This window comes from uncultured Oscillibacter sp., from assembly GCF_910587525.1.
GTDB lineage: Bacteria > Bacillota > Clostridia > Oscillospirales > Oscillospiraceae > Oscillibacter.
Window position 1 is genome coordinate 1 of sequence record NZ_CAJULS010000067.1, and the last position, 12,241, is coordinate 12,241.

A 12,241-nucleotide genomic window follows, 5' to 3' on the forward strand; every position below is an offset into this window, starting at 1 on the left:
TGGATCACCAGCAACCAGATCGAGGCGGCCCGTATCGCCATGACCCGCTACACCAAGCGCGGCGGCCAGGTCTGGATTAAGATCTTCCCCGACAAGCCCGTGACCAAGAAGCCCGCCGAGACCCGCATGGGCTCCGGTAAGGGTTCTCCCGAGTTCTGGGTTGCCGTGGTGAAGCCCGGCCGCGTCATGTTTGAGATCGCCGGTGTTTCTGAAGAAGTTGCCCGCGAGGCGCTGCGTCTTGCCAGCCACAAGCTGCCCATCAAGACGAAGATCATCGCCCGCACTGAGGAAGCAGGTGAGTAAGATGAAGGCAAATGAAATCCGTGAGATCCGCAAGATGACCCCCGAGCAGCTGAACGAAAAGCTGGCGGGCCTGAAGAAGGACCTGTTCTTCCTTCGGATGCAGCACGCTACCAATCAGCTGGATAATCCCGTGAAGATCCGGGAGACCAAGCATGATATTGCCCGAGTCAAGACCGTTTTGGCGGAGCTCGCCGCGGCCGAGAGCAAGCAGTGAGAAGGAGGTAAGGTAAAATGGACGAAAAGAGAACTTCCTCCCGCAAGACCCGGGTCGGCAAGGTGGTTTCCGATAAGATGGATAAGACCGTGGTGGTCGCCATCGAGGACCGGGTGGCCCATCCCCTGTATAAAAAGATCGTTGGCCGCACCTATAAGCTCAAGGCGCATGACGAGCAGAACGCCTGCGGCATCGGCGATAAGGTCAAGGTCATGGAGACCCGGCCCCTGTCCAAGGACAAGCGCTGGCGCGTGGTCGAGATCATCGAAAAGGCGAAGTAAGGAGGTGCCGAGTATATGATTCAGCAGGAAACTTTTCTGAAGGTCGCCGACAATACCGGCGCCAAGGAGATTAAGTGTATCCGCGTCTTGGGCGGTTCCAAGCGTAAGTTCGGCAACATCGGCGATGTGATTGTGGCCTCTGTCCGCAAGTCCACCCCCGGTGGCACCGTGAAGAAGGGCGAGGTCGTCAAGGCCGTCATCGTCCGCAGCGCCAAGGGCGTCCGTCGTGCCGACGGCACCTATGTCCGCTTTGACGATAACGCCGCCGTCCTGATCAAGGACGACAAGAACCCCCGGGGCACCCGCATCTTCGGGCCTGTGGCCCGCGAGCTGCGCGACAAGGATTACATGAAGATCCTGTCCCTCGCCCCCGAAGTGATTTGAGGAGGGGAACGAAATGGCTATGAATATCAAGAAGGGCGATACCGTTGTCCGGATTTCCGGCGACGGCGGTAAGGACAGAGACCTTACCACCCATCAGGGAAAGGTTCTCGCCACCCTTCCCAAGGAGAACAAGGTCGTGGTGGAGGGCCTGAATATGGTCACCTGCCACGTCAAGCCCCGCCGTCAGGGCGAGGAGGGCGGCATTATGAAACGCGAGGCCGCCATCTACGCCTGCAAGGTGCAGGTGGTCTGCCCCAAGTGCGGTAAGCCCACCCGCGTCGCCCACAAGGTGGCTGACGGCAAGAAGACCCGCATTTGCAAGAAGTGCGGCGCCGAGCTGTGAGAAAGGAGAGTTGACAAATGGCCAGACTGAAAGAGAAATACAACGCCGAAGTCGCTCCCGCCCTGATGAAGCAGTTCGGCTACAAGAGCGTCATGCAGATCCCCAAGATCGAGAAGGTGGTCGTGAATGTTGGCTGCGGTGAGGCCCGCGAGAATGCCAAGATTCTGGACAACGTGGTGGGCGATCTGACCCAGATTACCGGACAGAAGCCGGTCATTACCCGGGCCCGCAAGTCCATCGCCAACTTCAAGCTGCGTGAGGATATGCCCATCGGCGCGAAGGTGACCCTCCGCGGCGAGAAGATGTGGGAGTTCCTGGACCGCCTTTTCAATGTGTCCCTGCCCCGCGTCCGTGATTTCCAGGGCATTAACCCCAACTCCTTTGACGGCCGCGGCAACTATGCCCTGGGCATCAAGGAGCAGTTGATCTTCCCCGAGATCGAGTATGACAAGATCGACAAGATCCGCGGCATGGATGTAGTCATCTGCACCACCGCCCACACCGATGAAGAGGCCCGGGCCCTGCTGGAGCAGGTCGGCGCTCCCTTCGCCCGCTAAGGAGGAAGAACGATGGCTAAGAAATCTATGATTCTCAAGCAGCAGCGTCCCGCCAAGTTCTCCAGCCGGCGGTACAACCGCTGCAAGCTCTGCGGCCGCCCTCACGCTTATCTGCGTGACTACGGCGTGTGCCGTATCTGCTTCCGGGAGCTGGCCTACAAGGGCGAGATCCCCGGTGTCCGCAAGGCCTCCTTCTGATCTGCTTTTCTTCCGAGCAAGAAAAGCAGGCAAAAGAAAGCCGGCGCGTTACAGAGTGGCTGCTGTTAACATCTGGTTTGCCGGCAGCGCTTGTATGTGTCTTTAAGCTCTCCCCATTCCTGTGGTCAGGGGATGGGGAGGGCTGAAAGAGCAGATTTGCTCCATTTAGGCTTGCCTTGCAAGAGAGGTGCGCTTCCGATGAGCGATTCTGCATTGCCGTTGCAGAGGCTGGGATATGCTCCCAGGCCCTGCGGCGCGGTAAAGCTCTTTTTGGTCACATTTTCTCACGAGAAAAAGTGACCGGATGGCGAAAGGTCATGGGCAATTGGGCACCACGCATGAGCGGACTGCTCCATTGGCCACGATACCTCGCCGCCGAAGCGGCCAAGGCCGCAACTCTAAAATAGGAGGAATTACCAAATGCATATCACCGATCCTGTTGCGGATATGCTGACCCGCATCCGCAACGCAAACAGTGCCAAGCACGACACCGTTGATGTTCCCGCCTCCAAGATGAAGAAGAGCATTGCTCAGATTCTGCTGGACGAGGGCTATATCAAGAGCTTCAACGTGGTGGACGACGGCCTCCAGGGCGTGATCCACATCACCTTGAAGTACAACGCGGGCAAGGAGAAGGTCATCACCGGCCTGCGCCGCGTTTCCAAGCCGGGTCTCCGGGTCTATGTGGGCGCCGACGAGCTGCCCCGCGTGCTCCGCGGCCTCGGCATCGCCATTATCTCTACGTCCAAGGGCGTCATGACCGACAAGAAAGCCCGTGAGCTCCATGTCGGCGGCGAAGTCCTGGCGTTCGTCTGGTAAGGAGGGTGTTTGAACAATGTCTAGAATTGGCAGAATGCCCATTACCGTTCCCGCCGGCGTGACTGTAAACATCGCCGAGGGTAATGTGGTTACCGTCAAGGGACCCAGGGGCGAGCTGAGCCGTGCGCTGCGCCCTGAGATGATTATTAAACAGGAAGGCACTACGATCACTGTGGAGCGTCCTTCCGAGGATAAGCTGCACCGCAGCCTACACGGCCTGACCCGGACTCTGCTCAACAACATGATCGTCGGCGTGACCGACGGCTATAAAAAGGAGCTGGATGTCAACGGCGTCGGCTACCGTGTGGCTAAGGAGGGGAAGAATCTGGTCATGAACCTGGGCTTCTCCCATCAGGTGATCGTTTCTGAGGTGGAGGGCATCACCATTGAGGTTCCCTCCCCCAATAAGATCATTATTCACGGATGTGACAAGCAGGCTGTCGGTCAGTTTGCTGCCGAAGTCCGCGAGAAGCGTCCCCCCGAGCCCTACAAGGGCAAGGGTATCAAGTATACCGATGAGGTCATCCGCCGCAAGGTCGGCAAGACCGGCGCCAAGAAGTAAGGAGGTGTGCCGATATGATTAAGAGACCGAATACCAACGCACAGCGTTTGAAGCGTCATAAGAGAGTGCGCGCCAAGATCTCCGGCACCCCTGAGATGCCGCGTCTGAACGTGTTCCGCAGCGAGTCCAACATCTACGCCCAGATCATCGACGATGTGGCGGGTGTGACGCTGGCCTCCGCTTCCTCCCTGGACAAAGCCGTTGAGGGCTACGGCGGCAATGTCGCCGCTGCTGCCGCTGTCGGCAAGCTGATTGCCGAGCGCGCCAAGGCCAAGGGTATCGAGACTGTGGTCTTTGACCGCGGCGGATACCTGTATCACGGCCGCGTGCAGGCTCTGGCCGACGGCGCCCGCGAGGGCGGCCTGAAATTCTAAGGGAGGAGGAACGACAAATGCCTAGATTTGAAAGAGAGCAAAGCGAGTATATCGAGAAGGTCGTGTACCTGAACCGTGTTTCCAAGACGGTGAAGGGCGGCCGCGTCATGAAGTTCTCCGCCCTGGTGGTCGTCGGTGACGGCAAGGGCAAGGTGGGCTACGGCTTGGGCAAGGCCGCCGAAGTTCCCGAGGCCATTCGCAAGGGTATTGAGGCCGCCAAGAAGAACATGATCACCGTGACGCTGTCCGGGACCACCATTCCCCATGAGACCATCGGAGAGGCAGGCGCCGGCCGTGTGCTGATGAAGCCCGCCGCCCCCGGTACCGGCGTGATTGCCGGCGGCGCCGTCCGTGCCGTGGTCGAGGCCGCTGGCATCAAGGACATCCGTACCAAGTGCCTCCGGTCCAACAACCCCAATAACGTCGTCGCCGCCGCCTTCCAGGGCCTGAAAGAAATGCGTGGCCCCGAGGAGGTCGCCCGCATCCGCGGCAAGAGCGTCGAAGAGATCGTGGGTTAAGGAGGCGCAAAACATGGCAAACTTAAATATTAAGCTCGTCAAGAGCCTGAATGGCCGCCTGGAAAAGCAGGTCGCCACAGCCCATTCCCTGGGTCTGCGCAAGATCGGTGATGTTACCGTGCAGCCCGACAACGACCAGACCCGCGGCAAAATTGCCAAGATCGGCTATATGCTGCAGGTCACAGAAGTGAACTAAGGAGGCACCCATTATGAAATTGAGCGAACTGTCTCCCGCCGAGGGTTCCGTCCGCCAGGCATACCGGAAGGGCCGGGGCTCCGGCTCCGGCAACGGTAAGACCGGCGGCCGCGGCCACAAGGGCCAGAAGGCCCGCTCCGGCGGCAAGGTCCGCGTGGGATTTGAGGGCGGCCAGATGCCCCTGGCCCGCCGTGTTCCCAAGCGCGGCTTCAACAACATCTTCGCCAAGCCCTTGGAGATCGTGAACCTCACTGCCCTGAACGCCTTTGACGACGGCGAAACCGTCACCGCCGAGGCGCTGCTGGGCAAGGGTATCCTCTCCAAGTGCGAGTACGGTTACAAGGTGCTGGGCAGCGGTAAGGTGTCCAAGAAAGTCACCGTCCAGGCCTCCGCTTTCTCCGCTTCTGCCAAGGAGGCTATCGAGGCGGCTGGCGGGAAGGCCGAGGTGATCTGACGTGATTCAAACGATTCGTAAGGCGTGGGGCGTCCCTGAGCTGAGGAAGAAGCTGATTTTCACAGTCCTCATTCTGCTGATCTTCCGGATCGGCAACGCCATTACGGTCCCCTATGTCAATGTTGATCTGCTGCAGGCTCAGCTGGAGAGTATGGGCACCACTATCCTGGGACTGTACAACGTGATGAGCGGCGGCGCTTTCGCCACTGCCACTGTGTTTGCCCTGGGCGTGCAGCCCTATATCAACAGCTCCATCATTATTCAGCTGCTCACTGTGGCCATCCCGGCCCTGGAGCGGCTGGCCCGGGACGGCGGTGAGGAGGGCCGGAAGAAAATCCAGTCTATCACCCGCTACACCACGGTGGCCATCGCCATTCTCCAGGCTTTCGGCTACTATATGATGATGAAGAATTACGGCCTGTTGGCCACTGGCGCCGACGGCGTCTGGCCCGCTCTGGTCATCATGGTCTCCATGATCGCCGGATCCTCCTTCGTCATGTGGATGGGCGAGCAGGTCACGGAGTTCGGCGTGGGCAACGGTGTTTCCATTATCCTGTTCGCGGGCATCATCTCCCGCGTGCCCAACATGATCTCCGGCATGATTGACGGTGTGCGGGTGCACAGTGGCATCAGCAGCGGCACCATGACCCTGGACAGCCTGACTGCCGCAGGTTACAGCCAGGCTCAGGCGCAGGCCCAGCTGGACAGCGCTATCCCTGCGTGGGGTGTGGTCCTTCTGCTGGTGGGCATTTTGGCCCTCATCGTGTTCATCGTGTTCATCAACGACGCCGAGCGCCGCATTCCCGTGCAGTACGCCAAGCGTCAGGTGGGCCGGAAGATGTACGGCGGCCAGAGCAGCAACCTGCCCATGAAAGTGGGTATGGCCGGCGTGTTGCCTGTCATCTTTGCCCAGAGCATCGCGTCTTTACCCATCACCGTCTGGAGCTTTATCGGTATTCCCGCTGAGGGCACGGTGTCCCGGAGCATCTATAATGCCATTGACGCCCGGTCCTTCGTGTATATCGTGGTGTATTTCATCATGATCATCGGCTTCAGCTATTTCTATTCCAGCATTCAGTTCAACCCCGTTGAGATCGCCAACAACCTGAAAAAGCAGGGCGGCTTTATTCCGGGCTTCCGCCCCGGCAAGCCTACGGTGGATTTCATCAAGCGGGTGCTGAACAAGGTCACCCTCTTCGGCGCCATCTATCTGGCCATCGTGGCCATCTGCCCCATCCTGGTGAGCAAGGCCGTGGGCAACAGCTCCGTGGCCATCGGCGGTACCTCCGTCATCATCGTGGTGGGCGTGGCTCTGGAGACGGTGAAGGCTTTGGAGTCTCAGATGCTGATGCGGCAATACAAGGGCTTCCTTGAGTGAGAGAGGCGTTTCAAATGAAATTGATTCTGCTGGGCGCCCCCGGCGCCGGAAAAGGAACCCAGGCCGAACGGCTTTGCAAAACCCTGGAGATCCCCACCATTTCTACCGGCAATATCCTTCGTGCCGCTATCAAGAACGGCACCCCCACGGGCTTGAAGGCCAAGAGCTTCATGGACGCGGGAAAGCTGGTTCCGGATGAGGTTATTATCGGCATCATCACGGAGCGGCTGGCGGAGGAGGACTGCAAAAATGGCTATATTTTGGACGGGGTGCCCCGCACCATCGCCCAGGCCGAGGCCATGGAGCAGGCCGGGATTGTATTTGACGCCGTCGTCTCCATTGAGATCGCCGACGAGGCCATTATGGAGCGCATGAGCGGACGCCGCGTGTGTGAGTCCTGTGGGGCCAGCTACCATATGGTGGCTGTGCCCCCCAAGCAGGAGGGCGTGTGCGACAGCTGCGGCGGCAAGCTGGTCCAGCGAAAAGATGATGCCCCCGAGACGGTGAAGCACCGGCTTGAGGTTTATCATAAGGAGACCGAGCCATTGAAGGCGTTTTATGAAAAGCGCGGTCTCTTGAAGCCTGTGGAAAACCAAAACCATGTCGAGGGCACCACACAGGCTATCCTCCGCGCACTGGGGAGATGAGTGTATGATCACCCTGAAATCCCAGTCAGAGATCGAACTGATGCGCCGGGCCGGAAAAATTACCGCGGCTGCCCGTGCCTTGGCAGGGGAAATGGTAAGGCCCGGCGTAACAACCCATGAGATCGACAGCGCGGTGGAGCAGTTTATCCGCAAACAGGGCGCGGTTCCGTCCTTTCTCCACTACAACGGCTATCCGGCCAGCGTCTGCATCAGCGTCAATGACGAGATTATCCATGGCATTCCCGGCAAACGGGTGCTGGTGGAGGGCGACATTGTCAGCATTGATGTGGGTGCGTACATTGGAGGGTTTCACGGAGACTGCGCGGCGACCTTCGCCTGCGGCAAAATCTCCCGGAAGGCGCAGAGCCTGATCGATGTGACCAGGCAGAGTTTTTTTGAGGGGATTCAGTATGCCAAAGAGGGCCAACGGCTCCAGGACATATCCGCGGCCATTCAGAAATACGTGGAGAGCCATGGTTACAGCGTTGTCCGGGAGTATGTGGGGCACGGCGTGGGAGCCAAGATGCACGAGCCGCCGGAAATCCCCAACTACGGACATCCCGGCCGGGGACCTCGGCTGCTGCGGGGCATGACCCTTGCAATCGAACCCATGGTGAACGCCGGCAAGGCTGCCATCCAGGTCCTGCCAGACGGCTGGACCGTTAAAACGGCGGACGGCAAGTGGGCGGCCCACTATGAGAATACGATCCTGATTACCGATGGGGAGCCGGAGATCCTGACGGCCCCCGCCATCTGAGGGTAAGAAGAAGCGTATGGAAATTGCAAAATCAAATATCGTCCGATCCGACGCCGGCAGAGACAAGGGCAAGCTCTTCGTCGTTCTTGCGGTGGAGGGGGAGTACCTCCTGCTGGCGGACGGAAAGTCCAGAAAGGTGGAATCGCCCAAGCGCAAAAAGCGCAGGCATGTGCTTTTTGTGGCTGACGACGGTACCCGCCTTGCTGAAAAAATCAAGGGCCAAGAGAAGATCACCAACAGTGAGCTTCGCAGAACCCTCGCGACTTACCGCGGAGAGGTTCATCCGGACCAGGAGGGATAACGTTTGGCAAAATCCGACATGATCGAGGTAGAGGGCGTAGTGGTGGAAGCCCTGCCCAACACGACATTCAAAGTAGACATTGGAAATGGACACACTATTTTGGCGTTCATCTCCGGAAAACTCAGGATGAATTTCATCCGGATCCTGCCAGGCGATAAGGTTACGGTGGAGATGTCCCCCTACGACCTGACCCGCGGCCGGATCACCTGGCGCAGCAAATAAGCGCGTCAGGCGGGAACAGACTGACACAAACCGCTGAAAGGAAGGTTTCAAACTATGAAAGTAAGACCGTCCGTGAAGCCCATGTGCGAAAAATGCAAGGTCATTCGCCGCAAAGGCCGTGTCATGGTCATTTGCGAGAACCCCAAGCATAAGCAGAGACAGGGCTAACATTTAATTGGAGGTGCTTTAAGAGTATGGCACGTATTGCCGGTATTGACCTGCCGAAGGATAAGCGTATCGAGATCGGCCTCACCTATATCTACGGCATTGGCAGAAAGAGCGCCAAGGACATTTTGGCGCAGGCGGGCGTCGACCCCGACATCCGCGTGAAGGACCTGACCGACGCCGATGAGCAGAAGCTCCGTGACGCCATCGACGACTATACTGTCGAGGGAGATCTGCGCCGTCAGACTGCCCTGGACATCAAGCGTTTGAGCGAAATCGGCTGCTATCGCGGCATCCGGCACCGCAAGGGGCTGCCCGTCCGAGGCCAGCGCAGCAAAACCAACGCCCGTACCCGCAAGGGTCCCAAGAAGACCATCGCCAACAAGAAGAAGTAAGGAGGGAGAACAGAAATGGCAACTGCGAAATCTGGCGGGAAGAAAGTCATTCGCCGCCGCCGTGAGAGAAAGAATATTGAGCGGGGTCAGGTCCATATCCGTTCTTCTTTCAACAACACCATGGTAACTGTTACCGACACCCAGGGCAATGCCATCTCCTGGGCCTCCTCCGGCGGCCTGGGCTTCCGGGGCAGCAAGAAGTCCACCCCCTTCGCGGCCCAGACTGCGGCTGAGACTGCCGCCCGGGCTGCTATGGAGCATGGCCTGAAGACCGTGGAGGTCTTCGTCAAGGGCCCCGGCCAGGGCCGCGAGGCGGCCATCCGCGCCCTGCAGGCGGTGGGCCTGGAAGTGACGATGATCAAGGACGTCACCCCCATCCCCCACAACGGCTGCCGCCCCCCGAAGCGCCGCCGCGTCTAATCAAAATAGGAGGTAACAAGGAATATGGCAAGATATACCGGCGCAGTCTGCCGCCTTTGCCGCAGAGAGGGCCAGAAGCTCTTTTTGAAGGGTGACCGCTGCTACACGGACAAGTGCTCCATCGAGCGTCGCGGCTACGCTCCCGGCATGCATGGCAATGCGAGAAACAAGAAGCTGTCTGAGTACGGCATGCAGATGCGCGAAAAGCAGAAGGCCAAGCGCTATTATGGTGTGCTGGAAAAGCAGTTCCATGAGTACTTCATCATGGCCAATAAGAAGTCCGGCATGACCGGCGAGAACCTGCTCAGCATTCTGGAGACCCGCCTGGACAACGTGGTGTATCGCCTGGGCTTTGCCATGAGCCGGGCCGAGGCCCGTCAGCTGGTACTCCACGGCCACTTTACCGTCAACGGCAGGAAGGTCAATATCCCCTCCTACCTGGTGAAGAGCGGCGATGTGGTGGCCCTGAAGGAGGGCTCCCGCAGCCTCGACAAGTTCAAGGGCTCTTTGGAGGCCAACTCTTCCCGTGTGGTGCCCAAGTGGCTGGAAATGGATAAGGACAACGTGGCCAAGGTCATCGCAGAACCCGCCCGCGAGGATATCGATCTTCCCATTGAGGAACACCTCATCGTCGAGCTCTACTCCAAGTAATCGGAGGGTACCCTCGAGGATGACACGTAATGTCCGCGGCAGGCGGCAGCGCGCCGCCGCGATGAGAAGATGAAGGAGGGTAACTGCATGATCGAAATTGAAAAGCCCCAGATCGAATGTATCGAAACCCCGGGCAGTGCCACCTATGGCAAGTATGTGGTGGAACCCCTGGAGCGGGGATACGGCACGACACTGGGCAACGCGCTTCGCCGCATTATGCTTTCGTCTCTCCCTGGCACCGCGCCGACCACCATCAAGATCGCCGGTGTCCAGCACGAGTTTTCCACCATCCCAGGTGTGAAAGAGGATGTGACGGAGATCGTCTTAAATGTGAAGGGCCTCCTGACCAAGCTGCACAGTGAAACCGTGAAGACGGTTTATATTGAAGCGGTAGGACCCTGCGAGGTCACCGCCGGCGATATCAAGGCCGATGGTGAAGTCGAGGTCCTGAACCCTGAAATGCACATTGCCACGCTGGACAACGGCGCGACCCTCAACATGGAGATCAGCCTGTCCCACGGGCGCGGCTATGTGCCCGCGGACCGCAACAAGCCCCAGCAGAATGTGATCGGCACCATCGCCGTGGACTCCATCTATACGCCGGTCTACAAGGTGAATTACACTGTAGAACCCACCCGTGTGGGCACCTCCAGCGACTTCGACAAGCTGACATTGGAGGTCTGGACGGACGGGACTATCTCCGCCCGAGACGCTGTGTCCTTAGGCGCCAAGATCCTGTGCGACCATTTCACCCTGTTTACCGACCTCAGCGAGAATGTGGGCAGCAAGTCCACTGTGGTGGAGAAGGCGGAGGCGCAGCGGGACAAGGTGCTGGAGATGACCATCGAGGAGCTGGATCTGTCTGTCCGCAGCTTTAACTGCCTCAAGCGCGCCAACATCAACACCGTCGAGGATCTGATTTCCAAGACCGAGGACGAGATGATGAAGGTCCGCAACCTGGGCCGCAAGTCCCTGGAGGAGGTTATCAACAAGCTGGCGATGATGGGCCTGCACCTGGCCGACGAAGAGAATAACTGATTTCACGCCGGCGTGTGCCGGCTGACCAAAATCCTGATTAAGGAGGAGATCGAAATGCCCGGAACCCGGAAACTTGGCAAGACCACTGACCAGCGCATGGCGATGCTGCGTCAGCAGGTCACGGATTTCCTGGACAATGGGAAGATGGAGACCACCGTCACCCGTGCCAAGGAGATCAAGCCCCTGGCTGAGAAGATGATCACGCTGGGTAAGAAAAGCGACCTGGCCGCCTATCGCAAGGCCATGAGCTTTATCACCCGCGAGGATGTCTGCAAGAAGCTGTTTAAGGAGATCGCTCCCACTTATGCAGAGCGCAACGGCGGCTATACCCGCATTGTCCGTACCGGCGTGCGCCGCGGAGACGCCGCGGAGACCGCCATCATCGAGCTGGTGAAATAATCATCCGTCCCGATTGAGAAAAGCCCTTTGTCATGGAATACCGGTACCATGACAAAGGGCTTTTTATTTTCAGTAGAGCTCCGGCAATGGAGGAATGGAGTAGTTGCACAGGAGGTGCTATAAGGAGTGAAACACACAAGATTTTGGATTTCAAATATCAATACGGAGGATTTGAACAGCATGCTTATCCGGTGGTTTTGCTTGGAGAAAAGGGGGAACGCTCTGATCGACTGCGGCTATCCGGGCTCTTTAGGGCTGTTGGAAATCCAGTTAGAACGGCATAATATAAGACCAGAGAGCATAACAACGTTGGTATTGACCCATCAGAACGACGATCATATAGCTGCGGCGGCGGAAATCAAAGGGAAATATCCTTGTAATTCAAGTTCTTGCATTCGCCAAAGAAGAGTGTAAGCAGTCAAGCAAAATGGGCCAAATTTCGCCAGAAAGTATACCAGCGGAAAAAGTTAGTTAGCAATGGACTGTGGTGCTCCAGTCTGCAGCTGGAGGCGGACATGCTAATAATCTCGCAGCGGTGGATAAGGCGGCCGAGGATAGCGGTGGTAATGGCAGCGTTGCCAAGGAAGCCGGCTCACTCGTCAAAGCCCTTTGTTTTCATCTCGGTTATCATTACTGCCAACAGCTTTTCACATTCCTCCTCCGTG

Annotated in this window: 25 protein-coding genes and 1 pseudogene; 25 read left to right on the forward strand and 1 reads right to left on the reverse strand. The window is 58.2% G+C overall.

What is annotated here, in order from left to right; translation table 11 throughout:
* The 25 genes from rplP to QZ326_RS13425 all read left to right on the forward strand — a co-directional run.
* On the forward strand, nucleotides 1-303 hold a 303-nt coding region (gene rplP, locus QZ326_RS07445; protein ID WP_295743357.1), incomplete at its 5' end, for a 50S ribosomal protein L16.
* 1 nt (nucleotide 304) lies between these two features.
* Nucleotides 305-517 carry a 50S ribosomal protein L29 gene (gene rpmC / locus QZ326_RS07450; RefSeq protein WP_016320999.1) on the forward strand — a complete coding sequence of 71 codons (213 nt, stop codon included), beginning with the start codon at nucleotides 305-307 and terminating at the stop codon, nucleotides 515-517.
* 17 nt (nucleotides 518-534) lie between these two features.
* Nucleotides 535-798 (forward strand): 30S ribosomal protein S17, encoded by a 264-nt coding sequence (rpsQ, locus tag QZ326_RS07455; RefSeq protein ID WP_295743362.1) that lies wholly within the window; start codon nucleotides 535-537, stop codon nucleotides 796-798.
* A gap of 15 nt (nucleotides 799-813) precedes the next feature.
* Complete coding sequence (gene rplN, locus QZ326_RS07460) at nucleotides 814-1,182, forward strand: 50S ribosomal protein L14 (RefSeq protein WP_016321001.1); 369 nt, start codon at nucleotides 814-816, stop codon at nucleotides 1,180-1,182.
* A 13-nt stretch (nucleotides 1,183-1,195) separates the two neighbouring features.
* Nucleotides 1,196-1,525, forward strand: coding sequence for a 50S ribosomal protein L24 (rplX, locus tag QZ326_RS07465; RefSeq protein ID WP_295743365.1), 330 nt, complete (start codon nucleotides 1,196-1,198; stop codon nucleotides 1,523-1,525).
* A gap of 17 nt (nucleotides 1,526-1,542) precedes the next feature.
* A complete protein-coding gene (gene rplE, locus QZ326_RS07470) occupies nucleotides 1,543-2,082 on the forward strand; it encodes a 50S ribosomal protein L5 (RefSeq protein WP_295743368.1) in 540 nt (179 codons plus the stop codon).
* Between the two features lie 12 nt (nucleotides 2,083-2,094).
* Nucleotides 2,095-2,280, forward strand: coding sequence for a type Z 30S ribosomal protein S14 (locus QZ326_RS07475; protein ID WP_016321004.1), 186 nt, complete (start codon nucleotides 2,095-2,097; stop codon nucleotides 2,278-2,280).
* A gap of 420 nt (nucleotides 2,281-2,700) precedes the next feature.
* Complete coding sequence (gene rpsH, locus QZ326_RS07480) at nucleotides 2,701-3,099, forward strand: 30S ribosomal protein S8 (protein WP_016321005.1); 399 nt, start codon at nucleotides 2,701-2,703, stop codon at nucleotides 3,097-3,099.
* 16 nt (nucleotides 3,100-3,115) lie between these two features.
* Complete coding sequence (gene rplF, locus QZ326_RS07485) at nucleotides 3,116-3,661, forward strand: 50S ribosomal protein L6 (RefSeq protein WP_295743376.1); 546 nt, start codon at nucleotides 3,116-3,118, stop codon at nucleotides 3,659-3,661.
* Nucleotides 3,662-3,675: 14 nt separating this feature from the next.
* The gene (gene rplR, locus QZ326_RS07490) at nucleotides 3,676-4,035 is read left to right on the forward strand and encodes a 50S ribosomal protein L18 (protein ID WP_295743379.1); all 360 of its coding nucleotides are present in this window, start codon (nucleotides 3,676-3,678) and stop codon (nucleotides 4,033-4,035) included.
* Nucleotides 4,036-4,052: 17 nt separating this feature from the next.
* Complete coding sequence (rpsE, locus tag QZ326_RS07495) at nucleotides 4,053-4,553, forward strand: 30S ribosomal protein S5 (RefSeq protein ID WP_016321008.1); 501 nt, start codon at nucleotides 4,053-4,055, stop codon at nucleotides 4,551-4,553.
* A 13-nt stretch (nucleotides 4,554-4,566) separates the two neighbouring features.
* Complete coding sequence (rpmD, locus tag QZ326_RS07500; RefSeq protein ID WP_016321009.1) at nucleotides 4,567-4,749, forward strand: 50S ribosomal protein L30; 183 nt, start codon at nucleotides 4,567-4,569, stop codon at nucleotides 4,747-4,749.
* Between the two features lie 13 nt (nucleotides 4,750-4,762).
* Nucleotides 4,763-5,203: a 50S ribosomal protein L15 gene (rplO, locus tag QZ326_RS07505; protein ID WP_295743383.1), complete on the forward strand. Its 441-nt coding sequence runs from the start codon at nucleotides 4,763-4,765 to the stop codon at nucleotides 5,201-5,203.
* A 1-nt stretch (nucleotide 5,204) separates the two neighbouring features.
* On the forward strand, nucleotides 5,205-6,581 hold the full coding sequence (secY, locus tag QZ326_RS07510) for a preprotein translocase subunit SecY (protein WP_295743386.1): 1,377 nt from the start codon (nucleotides 5,205-5,207) through the stop codon (nucleotides 6,579-6,581).
* 14 nt (nucleotides 6,582-6,595) lie between these two features.
* Nucleotides 6,596-7,228, forward strand: a complete 633-nt coding sequence (locus QZ326_RS07515) for an adenylate kinase (RefSeq protein ID WP_295743388.1) — start codon at nucleotides 6,596-6,598, stop codon at nucleotides 7,226-7,228.
* Nucleotides 7,229-7,232: 4 nt separating this feature from the next.
* Complete coding sequence (map, locus tag QZ326_RS07520) at nucleotides 7,233-7,985, forward strand: type I methionyl aminopeptidase (RefSeq protein ID WP_295743390.1); 753 nt, start codon at nucleotides 7,233-7,235, stop codon at nucleotides 7,983-7,985.
* A gap of 16 nt (nucleotides 7,986-8,001) precedes the next feature.
* Nucleotides 8,002-8,286, forward strand: a complete 285-nt coding sequence (locus QZ326_RS07525) for a KOW domain-containing RNA-binding protein (protein WP_295743392.1) — start codon at nucleotides 8,002-8,004, stop codon at nucleotides 8,284-8,286.
* Nucleotides 8,287-8,289: 3 nt separating this feature from the next.
* Nucleotides 8,290-8,508, forward strand: a complete 219-nt coding sequence (infA, locus tag QZ326_RS07530) for a translation initiation factor IF-1 (protein ID WP_016321015.1) — start codon at nucleotides 8,290-8,292, stop codon at nucleotides 8,506-8,508.
* Nucleotides 8,509-8,562: 54 nt separating this feature from the next.
* Complete coding sequence (gene rpmJ / locus QZ326_RS07535) at nucleotides 8,563-8,676, forward strand: 50S ribosomal protein L36 (RefSeq protein WP_014116882.1); 114 nt, start codon at nucleotides 8,563-8,565, stop codon at nucleotides 8,674-8,676.
* A gap of 26 nt (nucleotides 8,677-8,702) precedes the next feature.
* On the forward strand, nucleotides 8,703-9,068 hold the full coding sequence (gene rpsM / locus QZ326_RS07540) for a 30S ribosomal protein S13 (RefSeq protein ID WP_293284445.1): 366 nt from the start codon (nucleotides 8,703-8,705) through the stop codon (nucleotides 9,066-9,068).
* A 15-nt stretch (nucleotides 9,069-9,083) separates the two neighbouring features.
* Nucleotides 9,084-9,488 carry a 30S ribosomal protein S11 gene (gene rpsK / locus QZ326_RS07545; protein WP_295743396.1) on the forward strand — a complete coding sequence of 135 codons (405 nt, stop codon included), beginning with the start codon at nucleotides 9,084-9,086 and terminating at the stop codon, nucleotides 9,486-9,488.
* Nucleotides 9,489-9,512: 24 nt separating this feature from the next.
* Nucleotides 9,513-10,139 carry a 30S ribosomal protein S4 gene (rpsD, locus tag QZ326_RS07550; protein ID WP_016321018.1) on the forward strand — a complete coding sequence of 209 codons (627 nt, stop codon included), beginning with the start codon at nucleotides 9,513-9,515 and terminating at the stop codon, nucleotides 10,137-10,139.
* 87 nt (nucleotides 10,140-10,226) lie between these two features.
* Nucleotides 10,227-11,177 carry a DNA-directed RNA polymerase subunit alpha gene (locus QZ326_RS07555; RefSeq protein WP_295743399.1) on the forward strand — a complete coding sequence of 317 codons (951 nt, stop codon included), beginning with the start codon at nucleotides 10,227-10,229 and terminating at the stop codon, nucleotides 11,175-11,177.
* Between the two features lie 54 nt (nucleotides 11,178-11,231).
* Nucleotides 11,232-11,576, forward strand: coding sequence for a 50S ribosomal protein L17 (gene rplQ, locus QZ326_RS07560; protein WP_295743401.1), 345 nt, complete (start codon nucleotides 11,232-11,234; stop codon nucleotides 11,574-11,576).
* A 180-nt stretch (nucleotides 11,577-11,756) separates the two neighbouring features.
* The gene (locus QZ326_RS13425) at nucleotides 11,757-11,990 is read left to right on the forward strand and encodes an MBL fold metallo-hydrolase (protein WP_365328707.1); all 234 of its coding nucleotides are present in this window, start codon (nucleotides 11,757-11,759) and stop codon (nucleotides 11,988-11,990) included.
* Nucleotides 11,991-11,994: 4 nt separating this feature from the next.
* Here the strand turns inward: QZ326_RS13425 and QZ326_RS07565 are convergent.
* A pseudogene (locus QZ326_RS07565) lies at nucleotides 11,995-12,150 on the reverse strand (hypothetical protein); the annotation flags it as partial.
* Nucleotides 12,151-12,241 lie beyond the last annotated feature (91 nt).

Excerpts from the sequence above, each read along its gene's own strand:
- rpmC (WP_016320999.1), top strand. The coding sequence starts at position 305 with ATGAAGGCAAATGAAATCCGTGAGATCCGCAAGATGACCCCCGAGCAG.
- rpsQ (WP_295743362.1), top strand. The coding sequence starts at position 535 with ATGGACGAAAAGAGAACTTCCTCCCGCAAGACCCGGGTCGGCAAGGTG.
- rplN (WP_016321001.1), top strand. The coding sequence starts at position 814 with ATGATTCAGCAGGAAACTTTTCTGAAGGTCGCCGACAATACCGGCGCC.
- rplX (WP_295743365.1), top strand. The coding sequence starts at position 1,196 with ATGGCTATGAATATCAAGAAGGGCGATACCGTTGTCCGGATTTCCGGC.
- rplE (WP_295743368.1), top strand. The coding sequence starts at position 1,543 with ATGGCCAGACTGAAAGAGAAATACAACGCCGAAGTCGCTCCCGCCCTG.
- QZ326_RS07475 (WP_016321004.1), top strand. The coding sequence starts at position 2,095 with ATGGCTAAGAAATCTATGATTCTCAAGCAGCAGCGTCCCGCCAAGTTC.
- rpsH (WP_016321005.1), top strand. The coding sequence starts at position 2,701 with ATGCATATCACCGATCCTGTTGCGGATATGCTGACCCGCATCCGCAAC.
- rplF (WP_295743376.1), top strand. The coding sequence starts at position 3,116 with ATGTCTAGAATTGGCAGAATGCCCATTACCGTTCCCGCCGGCGTGACT.
- rplR (WP_295743379.1), top strand. The coding sequence starts at position 3,676 with ATGATTAAGAGACCGAATACCAACGCACAGCGTTTGAAGCGTCATAAG.
- rpsE (WP_016321008.1), top strand. The coding sequence starts at position 4,053 with ATGCCTAGATTTGAAAGAGAGCAAAGCGAGTATATCGAGAAGGTCGTG.
- rpmD (WP_016321009.1), top strand. The coding sequence starts at position 4,567 with ATGGCAAACTTAAATATTAAGCTCGTCAAGAGCCTGAATGGCCGCCTG.
- rplO (WP_295743383.1), top strand. The coding sequence starts at position 4,763 with ATGAAATTGAGCGAACTGTCTCCCGCCGAGGGTTCCGTCCGCCAGGCA.
- QZ326_RS07515 (WP_295743388.1), top strand. The coding sequence starts at position 6,596 with ATGAAATTGATTCTGCTGGGCGCCCCCGGCGCCGGAAAAGGAACCCAG.
- map (WP_295743390.1), top strand. The coding sequence starts at position 7,233 with ATGATCACCCTGAAATCCCAGTCAGAGATCGAACTGATGCGCCGGGCC.
- QZ326_RS07525 (WP_295743392.1), top strand. The coding sequence starts at position 8,002 with ATGGAAATTGCAAAATCAAATATCGTCCGATCCGACGCCGGCAGAGAC.
- rpmJ (WP_014116882.1), top strand. The coding sequence starts at position 8,563 with ATGAAAGTAAGACCGTCCGTGAAGCCCATGTGCGAAAAATGCAAGGTC.
- rpsM (WP_293284445.1), top strand. The coding sequence starts at position 8,703 with ATGGCACGTATTGCCGGTATTGACCTGCCGAAGGATAAGCGTATCGAG.
- rpsK (WP_295743396.1), top strand. The coding sequence starts at position 9,084 with ATGGCAACTGCGAAATCTGGCGGGAAGAAAGTCATTCGCCGCCGCCGT.
- rpsD (WP_016321018.1), top strand. The coding sequence starts at position 9,513 with ATGGCAAGATATACCGGCGCAGTCTGCCGCCTTTGCCGCAGAGAGGGC.
- QZ326_RS07555 (WP_295743399.1), top strand. The coding sequence starts at position 10,227 with ATGATCGAAATTGAAAAGCCCCAGATCGAATGTATCGAAACCCCGGGC.
- rplQ (WP_295743401.1), top strand. The coding sequence starts at position 11,232 with ATGCCCGGAACCCGGAAACTTGGCAAGACCACTGACCAGCGCATGGCG.
- QZ326_RS13425 (WP_365328707.1), top strand. The coding sequence starts at position 11,757 with ATGCTTATCCGGTGGTTTTGCTTGGAGAAAAGGGGGAACGCTCTGATC.